Source organism: Bacillus sp. AY2-1 (assembly GCF_008368965.1).
Classification (GTDB): Bacteria; Bacillota; Bacilli; order Bacillales; family Bacillaceae_G; genus Bacillus_A; species Bacillus_A thuringiensis_S.
In genome coordinates this window covers 1-13030 of the sequence record NZ_QPEL01000084.1, presented here as the reverse complement: position 1 = coordinate 13030, position 13030 = coordinate 1, and the positions used below count along the sequence as shown (strand labels likewise).

The window sequence follows — 13030 nt, the reverse complement described above, 5'->3', positions numbered from 1 at the left end:
ATTTTATGTTTTACTTAAATGAATTGATTGCTATTTGCACACGTTTTACAACTTTAAATTATTTGTTGTTATTTCTGTTATTTAGGCTTGCCTTTCATTACACTCATTGTTTTTTATTCTAGTTAACATAACGCTTATTTTTAACATAAAAAATCCTCCTCACCTTCAGGAAGATTTTTTGTTTGCTATTAATTTATTTATATCTTCTAGTAACAATCCCAATTGTAAATGACATTGGAAAAATCTAGATTTAACAGCTCTTCCTTACGTATAAAGAAATTAGCAACCCCAGAATCGCCCCACATAATATTTAATGAATCGTCTGTATCGATTTGCAGCAATAATATGTCATGCTGTTGGTATTTTTCTTCCCATTCTCTCGGATCTGTCTGTGTGAAAAATGGATATCCACCAATTTTATGTCCTTGATCTTTACATAAATCATCATACAGTTCGCCTAATTCTATATTATTTTCTTCATCAACAATCTCTTCCCAATCAATGTTATCACTAAAAATCATTTCAAATCGATAATCTCTTGGTGTTACTGGTTGATATGCCAACTCAAACTTTAGTTTTGCTGCTTCGGGTATGATAAAATTCTCTAAATGTAAAGTGTTTAAATAACTAAAATCAGTAATTACCTTAGTTAAATCCGCTGTGATTGTAGAATGATAAACAATTCGAAAGTCTTTTTGGCTTGTGGGATGATCAAAATCTGCTCCAAAAAGATCTTCTTCAGCACTTATGAAAAACTGTAACATTCCATGTTGAGGCATATGTTCAATGTTTGGTATTTCTTCAAGGTTTAACTGCGCAAGTAGCATCATAGGTTGTCCGTTTGAGTCTTTTGGATGCTCTTGATCTATAGGTAAATACGGATAACCACCAAACTTACTTTCAAAAAGCGTTGTCTCTGCTAATGTTCCAGACACTTTAACATACGGTTTCACACTTTCTTCTAAAATACTACGATACTGTTCTAGTTCTTTCGGAATTTGAAGTTGATACGTATTCTTCACTACATTTGCCTCCCTTTAGTAACGAATTGAAAATGCCTAACTTAATTATATAGTAAGCGATAGCTTAATTGAAAATCGTTAAAAATCCATTTTCACCCTCATTTTTTGCGCGCTTGTCGGACAAAGTAAATTATGCTCTAAAACCTTTTTATTGATAGTTCGAATTAATTCCGCTGCTTCTGCCGTATTTGTATTTTCTTTTAGTCTTTCTTTTAAATCTTCAATTTCTTTTGAAAGCTCAATCCACCTAGGCAAAATATGATTATTTGCTAAAGTTCTATAAAGTTGCTTTTCAGGATTGTAAGAAAGATCTTTATCGAGATTAAGAGGTTTACCTTTACCAGGTAAATTATCAAAAGCTCCTTTCTGTTCTGCTTGTTTAACGATAGAACTAATATGATCCTCATACGTATACGACCAAACTTTTTCATCTTTTACTAAAATCTCTTGTTTCTTTAATTTTTTATCGAGTTCTTCCTGATTCATAGATTTTCTCTCCTTTTTATTTTATAGTGTGGTTTTTATCTATTTCAAAGCTTTCAATCCATCAAATAACTTTTTTCACCCTCACACGCTATCATGACCGTCTTGAAACTCTTCATAAGTGGTTTTGTACCCTTTATCTTTTAAAGCTCTATACAAGTGATTATTGGCCGTTAAAAGAGGTTTGTTTTCAAGTTGTCCTGCTACCATATAAAAGTGAAATTGAGTTGCATTAGAATTTATAGATGAAATTTGATTTTCAATCCGAGGAATATCGTTTTCAAAAGTTAGTTCTTCTAGCTGATTAACAGGATCTACAGCAATACATGGCGGTATTCCATTTTCGTAAATTAAATAATTGAGTGTTTTTGCGATTGAAGATTACTTAATGCATGGATTTTTATTAAAGACAATGAAATGTTCTTGAAGATGTGAAGTTTGAGAATAATTATGAGGTAGATTAAGATGTTTTGCCTTTGCTGCAATGTGGCAGTAAGGATATTTAATTTTGATAGAATGATATAAGAGTCTTGCTACACTTTTGTAATAAGACTCTTTAAATAAGTTATTTACTAGAATAATTGTCTATTGCTTGAATAGAAAGTTCAAACGATTTTATTCTTCTTTCTAAAAGCGTTCTTTGAGGACTCCCAAGCTTTGACTTAACGTAAATCTTTTCAATTGATGGAAGCAAACCAATCAGAACATTACGAGCTTCTGCTAAATCTTCCTGAGTATAATGATGAGTTTCTTGCTTCCAAACACTTTCTAACATAGCTAAGCCGATACTAGCTGTTTTGAGTCTTTTTTTCACTAAAGTAGTATTTGATCCTTTTTGAGTCATCTGTGATAAGGCATTTTCAAGTTTACTAATTGTTGACTGTAAAGATTTTATTGATTCTACTTTATCTATATTTGATACGTTTTTCATGTTAATGTTATCCCTTCTACGTTGCTAACTTGTTTTGTTTAATGTTCAATGAAATCCTTAAAAGCTTGATTTCACTCGAAATATTTTAACATAAATAACTAACTGTATTCGAGTTGGACAATAACTTAAAGCAAAACAGCTATTCCTCTCTCCTCCCCTGTATCATTCTATTATATGTACTTCTTTCTTCTCATTAGAATTCCTATATAAACTAATTGTTAATATTGAATGTTTTATGAACAAAAAACGTACAAGTAATGTAACCTGTACGTTTTCGCTTTTATTCAGTAAGGTAATAAAGTAATAGCTTCCTGGTCTTCTCATAACTTATGAAATCTCTATACAAAATGGGATAATTCACAATTTCTGTTTCTAGAAAACGATATTGCGGAAACCACTCAAAAAACGATTTTCTTAACCACTTTATTTGTTGAAACGTAATGTTCTGTTCGTTTCCATTTAGTACAGAATTTAAAGTAGCTGCTGTATGCATCCAATGATGATTAAAATCAGCGTTTATACAATTATCTTCGGTAAATCTACTTTCTAAGTTTCGCTGCAATTTTGCTGTAGCGCGATAAGGAAACGGTTTGTACAGCGGACTAGGCATTTTCTGCAATTCATTAAAAATAACCCTTTTTCCTAACTTCAACTTTCTCCTCCTTTATTTCTCTATCCAATTTAATAAGTTTTCATAATGATATTGAGCATCTATATAGCCAAGGTTATATAAATTAACAAGTTTCTCTTTATTTCTTTCTATTCCACTTATTGGAAGTTGTACGCTAGGCTGAATGACATAAAAGTTGTCTTTTTGTTCTATTTGATTCATATAAGATATCGTCTCATTATAAAAACGATAATGTTCTACTAAAGATTCTGCGATATTCGGATATTTTCTATATAAAATTTTAGCCAGTCTAGAAAATTTATTCCGCTGCTTTTCGTATCCTTCTGGTTTTGTCATGATAACTACATTCTTTTCATAACCATCAGTTTGAGCTTTTAGAACTGGAATAGGATCTATAATTCCTCCATCTAACAACTTACGATTATCGTATTCTACAGCAGGTGCTATAAACGGAACTGAGCTAGATGCACGGATGATTTTTAAAATATCATTTCCATGTTCTATTTTATTATAATAAACAGCTCGTCCTGATTCGCAATCAGTCGTCCCTATAACAAATTGTTCATTACAGTTTAAGAAAGTTTGAAAATCAAACGGGACGATTTTATTAGGTACTTCATCAAATAAAAAGTCCATCCCAAATAATTCACGTTTTCGAATTAAATTTCGATAAGATATATACCTGTAATCTGATACTAGTTCTGTATTTACTTTCTTATTTCTCCCTTTTTGACGTGACAAATAGGTTGCCCCCATACAGGCTCCAGCTGATACGCCGACTACATACGGAAAGAATAAGTTCTTTTCCATGAAATATTCGAGTACACCTGCAGTATATAAACCTTTCATTCCTCCGCCCTCTAATACTAAACCGATATTCTTCATGTTATATCCCTCTGCTTCTTTTTTCTTAATTTCATATTAGCACAAGATTTTAAGATGAGGTTATATAAACTGATTACAACAATAACCAGAAACTACTAAAGTAATGTCATAATATCTTTGTGAGTAACATGTTACAATATAAGTAATTCATTCCACATATATTAAAGGAGGAATTTAATATGGGTTTATTTAGCGGTATTTTAGGAAATGCATCAAATACGAGTTCTGAAAGTGTAGAACGTGATTTAGAGAAGATTATGCTAGACGATGAAAAAGTAGAGCATGCTTATAAATTAATTCGTGATCTAATCGTATTTACAAATCGTCGACTTATTTTAGTAGATAAACAAGGAGTAACCGGCAAAAAAACAGAATACCATTCTATTCCTTATAAAAGTATTACACAATATAGCATCGAAACGGCTGGGCATTTTGATTTAGATGCAGAACTTAAAATTTGGGTGTCTAGTATGGAGGATCCAATTACGAAAGAATTTAAAGGTGACGATAGTATTTTAAGCATTCAAAAAGCGTTAGTGACATATACGACAAAGTAGTGGTTTCTTGTATTTTTATTCATTTCAGAAATTACTAACCCGGGTATTTTGGAAGAAAATACATCATTTTTGTATATTTAATCTAAAATAACATAAAAAGGTAAAGCGTGTTTTATATGCTTTACCTTTCTTTTTTGTAATAAATAAGTGTAGTTTTATCATTTAATTTCTTTATAACTTCTGTTCTTTTATACTCCATCTTTTCATACAAAAAACAATTTTTCTCTTCTTCTAAAATAGTAGCAAGTTCCCAGCTCGTTGCTTCAGGAAACATTTCCTCAATTAATGTAATCACCTTTTGAGCAATTCCTTTTCCTTGATAACCCGGATGAATAAACATTGGACTGATCCAAAATTTAGAGGGTGTTTCTTTTTGTGAAATGCATATCGCTCCAACAAGATTCATATCCACTATTATTTTATAGAAGCCACCGTTTACTTGATTTATTCTACAAATAGTTTTTTCGATAGTTTCATTTGCTGGATTTGTTTCATAGTCTTTATATTTATGTAATAAAGGGCTAAATGAGTCTATTTGCATTTGAAATATAACTTCTGCATCAGTTTCTGTCGCCTTCTCTAATATAATATCCATGTTACCAATTTAGACGCTTTCTTAAAGAAGTAATATGAGCGGTATGATGACGACCATGCCATGCGTATAGTCCTATTGCAACAGCAAGTTTTGTTTCACCAGTTTCAGGATGGTTAAATGTCTTTTCTAAATCTTCAATTTCTAGAGAATATAAAAGGTTAACCCATCTTTTATGTAATGAATCTAGCATTACTAGTGAAACATCTACCGGTAATTTTGAATCGGGTAACTCTGCCCACTTCTCTTCTTTATACGGCTTAATAGTTGGATTCTTTTCTGTCAGTGCTAATTTAAAGCGTATGTAGCTATTCATATGGCTATCAACGACGTGATGAACTACTTGACGTACAGTCCAACCTCCAACGCGATATGGTGTATCTAACTGCTTCTGATCTAAATCTTTAATTGCCTTTGTTAGTTCATTAGGTAAATCTTCAATTTCTTGAATCCATGTATCAATCATTTCTTCCGTTATAGGACGTTTGTATGTAAATTGGCCAATTGGATAACGCAAATCATTCATGAATAAGTCCTCCTTATTATAAGCGCGAAGTATTTCTCCAAATATAATGTACAAACTTCACATGTTCTCCATTTAATTCTACAGATGTTGTATCTGATTCGTTTTGATAAGAAGAAAATCCGCTTTTTTCTAGTACAATTTGTGATGCGAGATTATTAGTCGTTGTTTTAGCATAAATGTCAGTAATTTCATTATTTTTCGCTACATCTAAAATTAATTTTACGGCTGCTGTTGCAACTCCTTTTTTAGTAAATTTTTCTCCGACCCGATACCCTAGTGAACTAATTCGAGTTTCCGTATCTATATCTACTAAATTGATTCGCCCTACAATTTCTTTTTCTTCATTACGAATTAAATAAAAATAAGAATCTCCATCCGCTTGTTCTATTAATAAATCGTCTAGTAGTTTTTGGAAATATTCAAATTCAAAATATTTCGAGCCACGATTTGGTACCATTGTTTCAAAAAAAGATTTATTCGTAAGTTCAAACGTAAATAAATCCTTAACATCTTGTTTCTTTAGTTGCTCTATGTATATTTCCATCTCGTATTCTCCTTCTTGATTTACTAACTGTTATACATTCTTTTTTAATCAATTATATTCCTGCTATTTCTTTCGATTAAGCAATACAGATAGTAGCACTTTCGGATGAAAAAGATGAAATGGACTACGAATTAAATTCATCACTCGTACTAACCGAATATAAACATCAGAATTACTTGCGGATAGTCGATATATTTGTTTCGTATACCATAGCTGAAATTTTTGTTTTGTAGTTAATTCTCTCTTTAGCTGCGGGTGACGTGATATTTCTGTCGTTGTCATATCCCAAGGGGTTTCTATTATATTAGCTGTCTTTTTATAAAATTGTTGTGTAAATGTTTTATCAAGCTGTTTTCTGCCTTGCAGAAGTAATTGCAACTGGTGAGCCTCCATAGCAGCAACTGATACGCCTTGGCCGAAAACGGGATCAAAACGACATTGCGCATCTCCAACAACTAATAAGCCTTCTGGTACATTATTCACTAAATCAAATCGCCGGCGTACTTGATAAGGAATTTTGTATGTCTTTATATCAGTAATTCCCTCAGCCTTGTTTAGGAAGTCTGTAACATTAGAAATTGATAGGTTTTCAGCAAAATCATAAAACTCATCATCTGTTTGTGGTGCTTTCTCATTTGCGTATCCACTGAAAGTAACAAAATAACGATTATCTTCTATCGTTTGAATAAGAACGCCATAAGGGTTATCAGGGAAACTCGGAGACATTAGCATATTACAACAGTCTAACTCCTCATTTTCTTTAAGTTTGAACATTTTCGTTGCGTAAAATAAATCAATACGAACTTTCTCTTCTTTTACTTCAATTTCGTATTCTCGTAGCCATTCTATACTTTTTGAGCCAAATCCACTCGCATCAACTACAAGATCTGCATGAACTTCTTCTTGTGTGTCTGTCTCTAAATATTTAACTTTTACTCCACACACTTTGTTAAGCTTTGCATCTACCAATAACCCTTTAACCAATGTTTCATATTTAATAGTAATATTTGAAATTTGATGTATTCGTTTTTGAATATGCCATTCTAGCAAAGGACGACTTTGTTGAATCATATGTACTTCCCCTATGAACGGTTGTTTCCATAGACCGAATTGATGCCATTTCAAATCACGCGTAAAGTTGTTTATAATACTACCCGCTTCTATTAATTCGTTCGTAATATTAGGAAACAATTCTTCAATTGCGTTTTCTCCACCTTTTAATAACACGTGAGGATGATTACTTTGTGGAACTCTTTTTCTCGAAGACTTTCCATCCCATCTTTCACCAGCTTCTATAATGATTACTTCTTTAAAAGAAGTTGATAATGCTTTTGCTGCAAACTTTCCTGCCATACTTCCACCAATAACGATAGCCGTATTAAACATATTTTCCCCCTTAATAAAAAGAGATCCTGCCTTGTATGAATGAAACAGGATCTTAAACTAATTAACTTCTTTATCATTATACTTAAAATACATCAGTAAATTGCAACATTAAAATTAAAATACCTAATCCCCATACGTAATACGCGAATACTTTTAAGGAGTGACGTTTTAAATATTGAATCATCCATGAAACGGCTATGTATCCAAAAAACGCTGCTGATAACGTTCCGACAATTAAAGATGTACTAGAAATAGATTCTGCTTTCCCTTGAAAAACGTCTACAAATTGCAAAATAATGGCTCCGACAATGGCTGGCGTTGATAATAAAAAAGAAAAGTAAGCAGCAGTTTCACGGTCTAACTGCCTCCATAATGCAGCGACGATTGTCATACCAGAACGAGAAATCGCTGGGAAAATAGCAGCCGCTTGAAATGAACCGATAATTAATGCGTCTTTATATGTGATGTCATCCATTTTTTTACGACCATTCTTTTGTTTATCTGCCATGTAGAGAAAGAATCCGGTCACTAAAAACTCCCAACCGATCGTGATTCCTGTTTTTGAAATATCTTCAAAGAAGTCTTTAAACAATAAACCAATAACAACTGCAGGTATCGTCCCAACAATAAGTAATAACATGAGCTTTGAAAATGGGTTTTTAATTAAATATATAAATTCTTTTTTGTAATAAATAAACACTGCAAGTAAAGTCCCAATATGCAACATCGTATCTAAAAATAAGCCTGCTTTATCTAATTGAAATAAATGCCTTCCTAAATAAAGATGTCCGGTACTACTGATTGGTAAAAATTCTGTTAAACCTTGAATTATACCTAATATGAAAGCTTCTAACCAATTCATGATGGTCTCCTTTCTCTTTTGCTTGTACCAATATATGAGGGTTAAATTTTCGATATGAAAAAAACTATATTTCTCTATGAATTTACTTTTAATTTATGGATATATATGTAAAGAGAATTAAGGAGGGTTATTATGTGGAAGCACACAAAATTCGGTAATGTATTACTTTGGGTGGGCCCTATCCTTGTATTTTTAGGACTATGTATGACAAATGTTATTTCAGATATTCCTTTCTTTGAGGGAAAACATAAAACGGTTGGTATTGTACTTATATTTATAGGGATATTCTGTTTTATTGTGGCTAATCATTTGAAAAAAGGAGAAAGATATGAAGAATAAATCTAAATAAAAAACAATCCTGGCATATTAGCTAGGATTGTTTTTTATTAATGTTGATTATTTGTAAAATACTTTATCAACGTTATATTTCGCTTTATATTCATTAATGATATATGTTTCGTAAATTTCTCTTTCTGTTGGATCTTCTACGATACATGCATCAATGCGGTATACTTCATCACGGTGATTTTTAATTGGTGAAACATTATCTTCAAAATGCTTCTTAATACGTTGTCTAATTTTACGAGCTTTACCTACGAAAAGAAGTTCGTCATTAATATTATAAAACATAAAAATGCCGCCTTTATCTCTAGGGAACAAGTGGAAATCGATAAAGCCATTAATTGGAGTAATGATTGGCTCGTCTCCTTTAATAACTTGTTTACGTTCAGTAATTGAAACATCAGCTTCAGGAATTTTAATTTTAATCAAGTTCATTCACGTCCTCTTTTATTATAAAGATAAATAATAGCATACATAAGTAAGAAAAGCTATGTTCAGAGGCATATTTCATTTTATAATTCAAATATTATAGGTGTATCATGTAAATTGTTCTTCCAAATCATATGATCACTGGATTCGCCCCAGTAATCTTTCAATACATAGCTAGGTTTTCCAAACTTTTTCGTCCATATACTTTGCGCATTTTTATATCCACTATCTAAACAATATTCTGTTATCCCTCTGCTAAGTAATGTAAGAAACATTGTATGTAGTAATAAACTCCCTATTCCCTTTCTTTGATACTCCGGAAGTATGAATACAGTTCCTATTTCATACAAATTTTTAAGTACACCACCTGTACAACTATTAATCAATGTACTTGCTGGACCAATTTCGATTGTTCCAATGATTTTATCGTTACTTGTATCAATTGCTAATAAAAAGTAACGACTTTCTCCGTTACTATCAAAATCACTTTTCAAATACTGCTTTTTTGAGTTAATTTCATTTTCTATGTCATCCAATAATTGTGACAATCCTTCATTTTTGTATGTATTCGTAATAACTATCCGGAAAAATAAATATAGTTCATCTACATCATTCAAATTTGGTCTTCTAACTGCAACGTTAGTCATGAATGCATTCTCCAATCTTCATTATGCCATTGTCAATACAACACTTTACATAATCTATTCATCATTATTCTGCAAAAACCTGCATAAATCCAGCAGTATAGAAAGCTCAGTATAAATATTGATAAAATAATTTTTATGTCCATAGTTGTATGAACAGTAGGACCAAGTACCGGAAAACGGAAAACATCGAGAACGATCATAATCCCTATAAGTAGACAAGTCGCTGAAAAGGAAACAATCCAAATTCTCCTCTTGAATTTTAAAAAGGCTAGTCCTAAGGCTAGACCTAATAAGCCTGTAGTAAAAGGAAAGACAATTAGTTCACTTGGCTCAATAATAAATAATAGAAAAATAGTAAGAATATAAGAAAGTATTCCCTCACGAATAGAATAGAGAATAGCAAAAAAAAATCGGCAATGTCGAAAATGGACTAATGAGCAAACCTATACCAGGAATTAAGTTCCCCGCCGCTTGAAACATGGTGGCCAATGCACTCATCAAAGCTGTAAGTACTAACTTATTCGCAAGGGACAATTTTCTTTTATGAACAAAGCTTATATCATGCTCTATCATCAGTTGATACCAATAACGTACAAAACGATTCATTAAAATACCCCCTAAAGATACCTCATTCATTACTTTCTATATTATTCGTACACATATGGTTTATGAGTTACTTTCTCCAAGTTAATAGATGCTAATACATTGAAGATTTTTAGGGGGACAAGTTAAGTCTTGCGTTTTGAAAACAGAATAAATTCCTTATGTTTTTAGACTGAGCATTTGTATCGTATCAAGGAATAATTTCAAAAATGGTACCTTTGTTAAAATCAGTTACTTTCATAGAACCGTAAACTCCTAAATATAACCTAGTTTGAGCCGAATTTGTTCCTAAACTCATATAATAAGCTGCTTGCGTACCAAAATCATAATTGGTTTCAATAGCATGAAAGTCAGCATGTTTACCGTCTGTACCGGCTCTAGTATAAGCTAAAACACCCTTAACTGGCGGTCGAGAATCTTCTTTCTTAGCAAGGTCGGTAAAAACAACGCTACCCGTTAAATTTGAAATTGCATTTCCCATATATGGCTGAACTCCTGTAAGTGAAGTTCCTCCAAACTTATCGGTTCTAAAATCTTTATGAAAATAACTAAGTAGAGGCAGAATACGCTTCACTGAAGTTTGTATTGTTTCATCATAATAAACTATTGTTCTCTCATCCAAAGTCTGATTTTCGGAACAATGTCGTATAAAAGAAGTAGGTAAATCCCCTTCCCATCCTCGCCACCCAAAATTGATAAAACCATCTTGATTGGGAGTTAACCTCATAAAATGCATTTGAACAAGTTCTGTAACTGGTATAGGTTTATATTGAACAAATGAAAAAATAGACTCTACAATATCCTGTCCGACATTTCCGGTGTATTTGATATATTGATTATAAAACCTTTGAAATGAAATGCCGGTTATATTACGTACTCCTTTTGCAATTACTGTAAGTGTTTCTTGTATAGATAAAGGAAGGTCATTAAAGCGTGTAACTACAGGAGGGTTATTTATAAATGTATTTTTATTTACATCGATTTCAATTATTTTTCCTGCTATTTCTAAATCATCTTGGCTTAAATTAAATGGATCATAACCTGATCCGCCATCTCCATTTGTAAAAACAAGTTTTCCAGTCTCAGGTGAAAAGTTTAAACTATTGACTCCGTTATGATTAAAAAATGGTCTTCTTACATTCAGTAATGTTCGTCGCTTTTGAGCTTGGCCGTTAGATTGTAAAGTCCATTCTTCCACTGTATCAATGTGATCATATTGCGTATTTCTATTAACCCACTTTAAATTTAACGTTTTAGGGTCACAAGGATTCGGTTTAAATTGTTCAGAAAGTGCACCTGGACCTTGAGTTCCGGCTACTGAATAATGAAGATAAAATAAACCGTTTTGATAAAATTGCGGATGAAATGCAAGTCCTAGTAATCCTCGTTCATCATAACCGCTACTAGAAACACCTTCTTCAGATGTACCTAATTTAATAATTAGGTGACGCATATCTAAAAATTTTTTTATAACTCCGTCCCCTATGTAAAAAATCTCTCCTAATTGAGTTGCGATAAATAGTCTTTCGGTCGATTCACCTGGAAGTATCGTTGTTTTCAATACGGTTGGTAAATTTACGTTATGAACAATGGGTCGTAAATTAACTTTAACTTTTGTCAATTAACTGTACACCCCTTTTTCTTCTTTTTTATAGAAGAATATGATTAGAGTAGTTCTGTTAGTATTAAATAAGTCGCATTCCTTTTTATTACAATTTTGTATATAATATAAGTATCAATATACTGGGGGACTAATTATGACACTCTTATTACAAATCATCGTACCACTTATATGTGCAATATACTTATTTACCCTCTATCATAACGGGACGTATGGATCAGCTTCATTTATTTTAGCAGTCATGATAGGAATTTTCGGTTTAGAGAATATTTTTCAATATGCTAGTCTAACAGATCATACTATTTATCCATATTGGGGAAGTTTGAAGGCTGTTGTTATCGTTTTATCAGTCGTATTTCTATTTAAAAAAGGTGGTTTAACAGGGAAATATTGATTTTTAATGAGGTACATGTTTTCTTGTTAAATTGCTTTTATTTTATAAAAGAAGAAATATTTATGTAAAAACAAGAAGGGATGTGATACATATGTCTATAAATATTATTTCAATAGTCTCTATCATAATATGGATTGTGTTAATTACAGAACTTATAAAACCTTCAAAAGAACAGAATGGACGAAAAATAGTAACTTTAGTAACTGCTGGTTCCGCATCAACACTAATTTTGACGGTTTCATTTATTCAAAATATCCCGTTTTGGAATTGATAGTGATATAACAACCAAAAATATGTATAAATAAAAAGATTAGGATTCACTCCTAATCTTTTTATTTTGGGGTAGCACCACATCGCTATCAAGCTAAAAAAATAGGTCACCCCCAAAACGAAAAAATATGTTAAATTCCCATAGATAACTATCTTATATTAATTACATAACCTAGTGTGTGATATAATAATATAAAGATATTATATTTAAAGGGGGGATTCAAATTGGTTAAAAACTTACCTTTACTAATAGTGATTTTAATACTAGGTGTAAGTTCTGCTACATTAAGTACGAACGGATACTT

General features: G+C 31.8%; 17 protein-coding genes and 2 pseudogenes. 4 read left to right on the top strand and 15 right to left on the bottom strand.

Translation table 11 applies throughout. The features are described 5' to 3' along the window. Positions 1 to 206: 206 nt before the first annotated feature. The 6 genes and pseudogenes from DN403_RS20525 to DN403_RS20505 form a co-directional block, all read right to left on the bottom strand. Complete coding sequence (locus tag DN403_RS20525) at positions 207 to 1022, bottom strand: YwqG family protein (protein ID WP_098437251.1); 816 nt, start codon at positions 1020 to 1022, stop codon at positions 207 to 209. Between the two features lie 78 nt (positions 1023 to 1100). Next, positions 1101 to 1508 (bottom strand): DnaJ family domain-containing protein, encoded by a 408-nt coding sequence (locus tag DN403_RS32335; RefSeq protein WP_001070924.1) that lies wholly within the window; start codon positions 1506 to 1508, stop codon positions 1101 to 1103. A 39-nt stretch (positions 1509 to 1547) separates the two neighbouring features. Then, positions 1548 to 1973, bottom strand: a pseudogene (locus DN403_RS32330) (hypothetical protein); the annotation flags it as partial. Between the two features lie 97 nt (positions 1974 to 2070). Further along, positions 2071 to 2436, bottom strand: coding sequence for a hypothetical protein (locus DN403_RS20515; RefSeq protein WP_149185697.1), 366 nt, complete (start codon positions 2434 to 2436; stop codon positions 2071 to 2073). A 280-nt stretch (positions 2437 to 2716) separates the two neighbouring features. Next, the gene (locus DN403_RS20510; RefSeq protein ID WP_000765972.1) at positions 2717 to 3088 is read right to left on the bottom strand and encodes a YxiJ-like family protein; all 372 of its coding nucleotides are present in this window, start codon (positions 3086 to 3088) and stop codon (positions 2717 to 2719) included. A gap of 12 nt (positions 3089 to 3100) precedes the next feature. Beyond that, complete coding sequence (locus tag DN403_RS20505; protein ID WP_000789282.1) at positions 3101 to 3952, bottom strand: patatin-like phospholipase family protein; 852 nt, start codon at positions 3950 to 3952, stop codon at positions 3101 to 3103. A 179-nt stretch (positions 3953 to 4131) separates the two neighbouring features. Between DN403_RS20505 and DN403_RS20500 the strand changes: the two genes are divergently transcribed. After that, positions 4132 to 4509 carry a PH domain-containing protein gene (locus DN403_RS20500; protein ID WP_000522474.1) on the top strand — a complete coding sequence of 126 codons (378 nt, stop codon included), beginning with the start codon at positions 4132 to 4134 and terminating at the stop codon, positions 4507 to 4509. A 121-nt stretch (positions 4510 to 4630) separates the two neighbouring features. Here DN403_RS20500 and DN403_RS20495 read toward each other — a convergent pair whose 3' ends face one another. The 5 genes from DN403_RS20495 to DN403_RS20475 all read right to left on the bottom strand — a co-directional run bounded on the left by DN403_RS20495 (position 4631) and on the right by DN403_RS20475 (position 8419). Next, positions 4631 to 5104 carry a GNAT family N-acetyltransferase gene (locus tag DN403_RS20495; protein ID WP_000351397.1) on the bottom strand — a complete coding sequence of 158 codons (474 nt, stop codon included), beginning with the start codon at positions 5102 to 5104 and terminating at the stop codon, positions 4631 to 4633. Between the two features lies 1 nt (position 5105). Then, the gene (locus DN403_RS20490) at positions 5106 to 5627 is read right to left on the bottom strand and encodes a YfiT family bacillithiol transferase (RefSeq protein ID WP_000999070.1); all 522 of its coding nucleotides are present in this window, start codon (positions 5625 to 5627) and stop codon (positions 5106 to 5108) included. A gap of 16 nt (positions 5628 to 5643) precedes the next feature. After that, positions 5644 to 6171, bottom strand: coding sequence for a GNAT family N-acetyltransferase (locus DN403_RS20485; protein WP_000409250.1), 528 nt, complete (start codon positions 6169 to 6171; stop codon positions 5644 to 5646). 63 nt (positions 6172 to 6234) lie between these two features. Beyond that, on the bottom strand, positions 6235 to 7557 hold the full coding sequence (locus DN403_RS20480) for an FAD-dependent oxidoreductase (protein ID WP_000483450.1): 1323 nt from the start codon (positions 7555 to 7557) through the stop codon (positions 6235 to 6237). An 82-nt stretch (positions 7558 to 7639) separates the two neighbouring features. Next, entirely contained in the window at positions 7640 to 8419 is a 780-nt protein-coding gene (locus DN403_RS20475) for an undecaprenyl-diphosphate phosphatase (protein ID WP_001104288.1), read from the bottom strand. A gap of 132 nt (positions 8420 to 8551) precedes the next feature. On the opposite strand from DN403_RS20475, the gene DN403_RS20470 reads away from it, so the two are divergent. Continuing rightward, on the top strand, positions 8552 to 8758 hold the full coding sequence (locus tag DN403_RS20470; protein WP_098437247.1) for a hypothetical protein: 207 nt from the start codon (positions 8552 to 8554) through the stop codon (positions 8756 to 8758). Positions 8759 to 8815: 57 nt separating this feature from the next. Here DN403_RS20470 and DN403_RS20465 read toward each other — a convergent pair whose 3' ends face one another. From DN403_RS20465 to DN403_RS20450, 4 genes and pseudogenes are all read right to left on the bottom strand, one after another. After that, on the bottom strand, positions 8816 to 9196 hold the full coding sequence (locus tag DN403_RS20465; RefSeq protein WP_001048937.1) for a nucleotide excision repair endonuclease: 381 nt from the start codon (positions 9194 to 9196) through the stop codon (positions 8816 to 8818). A gap of 77 nt (positions 9197 to 9273) precedes the next feature. After that, a complete protein-coding gene (locus tag DN403_RS20460) occupies positions 9274 to 9837 on the bottom strand; it encodes a GNAT family N-acetyltransferase (protein WP_000185962.1) in 564 nt (187 codons plus the stop codon). Between the two features lie 32 nt (positions 9838 to 9869). Beyond that, positions 9870 to 10443 (bottom strand): annotated as a pseudogene (locus DN403_RS20455) (hypothetical protein). 187 nt (positions 10444 to 10630) lie between these two features. Next, positions 10631 to 12061 (bottom strand): PQQ-dependent sugar dehydrogenase, encoded by a 1431-nt coding sequence (locus DN403_RS20450; protein ID WP_000169959.1) that lies wholly within the window; start codon positions 12059 to 12061, stop codon positions 10631 to 10633. A gap of 136 nt (positions 12062 to 12197) precedes the next feature. Here DN403_RS20450 and DN403_RS20445 point away from each other — a divergent pair, with 136 nt between their 5' ends. Both DN403_RS20445 and DN403_RS20440 read left to right on the top strand, forming a co-directional pair. Then, positions 12198 to 12455 (top strand): hypothetical protein, encoded by a 258-nt coding sequence (locus tag DN403_RS20445; protein ID WP_000173569.1) that lies wholly within the window; start codon positions 12198 to 12200, stop codon positions 12453 to 12455. 91 nt (positions 12456 to 12546) lie between these two features. After that, positions 12547 to 12726 carry a hypothetical protein gene (locus DN403_RS20440; RefSeq protein WP_000026325.1) on the top strand — a complete coding sequence of 60 codons (180 nt, stop codon included), beginning with the start codon at positions 12547 to 12549 and terminating at the stop codon, positions 12724 to 12726. The last annotated feature ends 304 nt before the right edge of the window (positions 12727 to 13030 follow it).

What these genes read in the sequence shown, in the direction of transcription:
- DN403_RS32335 (WP_001070924.1), bottom strand. Translation starts at nt 1,508, where the DNA reads ATGAATCAGGAAGAACTCGATAAAAAATTAAAGAAACAAGAGATTTTA.
- DN403_RS20515 (WP_149185697.1), bottom strand. Translation starts at nt 2,436, where the DNA reads ATGAAAAACGTATCAAATATAGATAAAGTAGAATCAATAAAATCTTTA.
- DN403_RS20505 (WP_000789282.1), bottom strand. Translation starts at nt 3,952, where the DNA reads ATGAAGAATATCGGTTTAGTATTAGAGGGCGGAGGAATGAAAGGTTTA.
- DN403_RS20500 (WP_000522474.1), top strand. Translation starts at nt 4,132, where the DNA reads ATGGGTTTATTTAGCGGTATTTTAGGAAATGCATCAAATACGAGTTCT.
- DN403_RS20495 (WP_000351397.1), bottom strand. Translation starts at nt 5,104, where the DNA reads ATGGATATTATATTAGAGAAGGCGACAGAAACTGATGCAGAAGTTATA.
- DN403_RS20490 (WP_000999070.1), bottom strand. Translation starts at nt 5,627, where the DNA reads ATGAATGATTTGCGTTATCCAATTGGCCAATTTACATACAAACGTCCT.
- DN403_RS20485 (WP_000409250.1), bottom strand. Translation starts at nt 6,171, where the DNA reads ATGGAAATATACATAGAGCAACTAAAGAAACAAGATGTTAAGGATTTA.
- DN403_RS20480 (WP_000483450.1), bottom strand. Translation starts at nt 7,557, where the DNA reads ATGTTTAATACGGCTATCGTTATTGGTGGAAGTATGGCAGGAAAGTTT.
- DN403_RS20475 (WP_001104288.1), bottom strand. Translation starts at nt 8,419, where the DNA reads ATGAATTGGTTAGAAGCTTTCATATTAGGTATAATTCAAGGTTTAACA.
- DN403_RS20470 (WP_098437247.1), top strand. Translation starts at nt 8,552, where the DNA reads ATGTGGAAGCACACAAAATTCGGTAATGTATTACTTTGGGTGGGCCCT.
- DN403_RS20465 (WP_001048937.1), bottom strand. Translation starts at nt 9,196, where the DNA reads ATGAACTTGATTAAAATTAAAATTCCTGAAGCTGATGTTTCAATTACT.
- DN403_RS20460 (WP_000185962.1), bottom strand. Translation starts at nt 9,837, where the DNA reads ATGACTAACGTTGCAGTTAGAAGACCAAATTTGAATGATGTAGATGAA.
- DN403_RS20445 (WP_000173569.1), top strand. Translation starts at nt 12,198, where the DNA reads ATGACACTCTTATTACAAATCATCGTACCACTTATATGTGCAATATAC.
- DN403_RS20440 (WP_000026325.1), top strand. Translation starts at nt 12,547, where the DNA reads ATGTCTATAAATATTATTTCAATAGTCTCTATCATAATATGGATTGTG.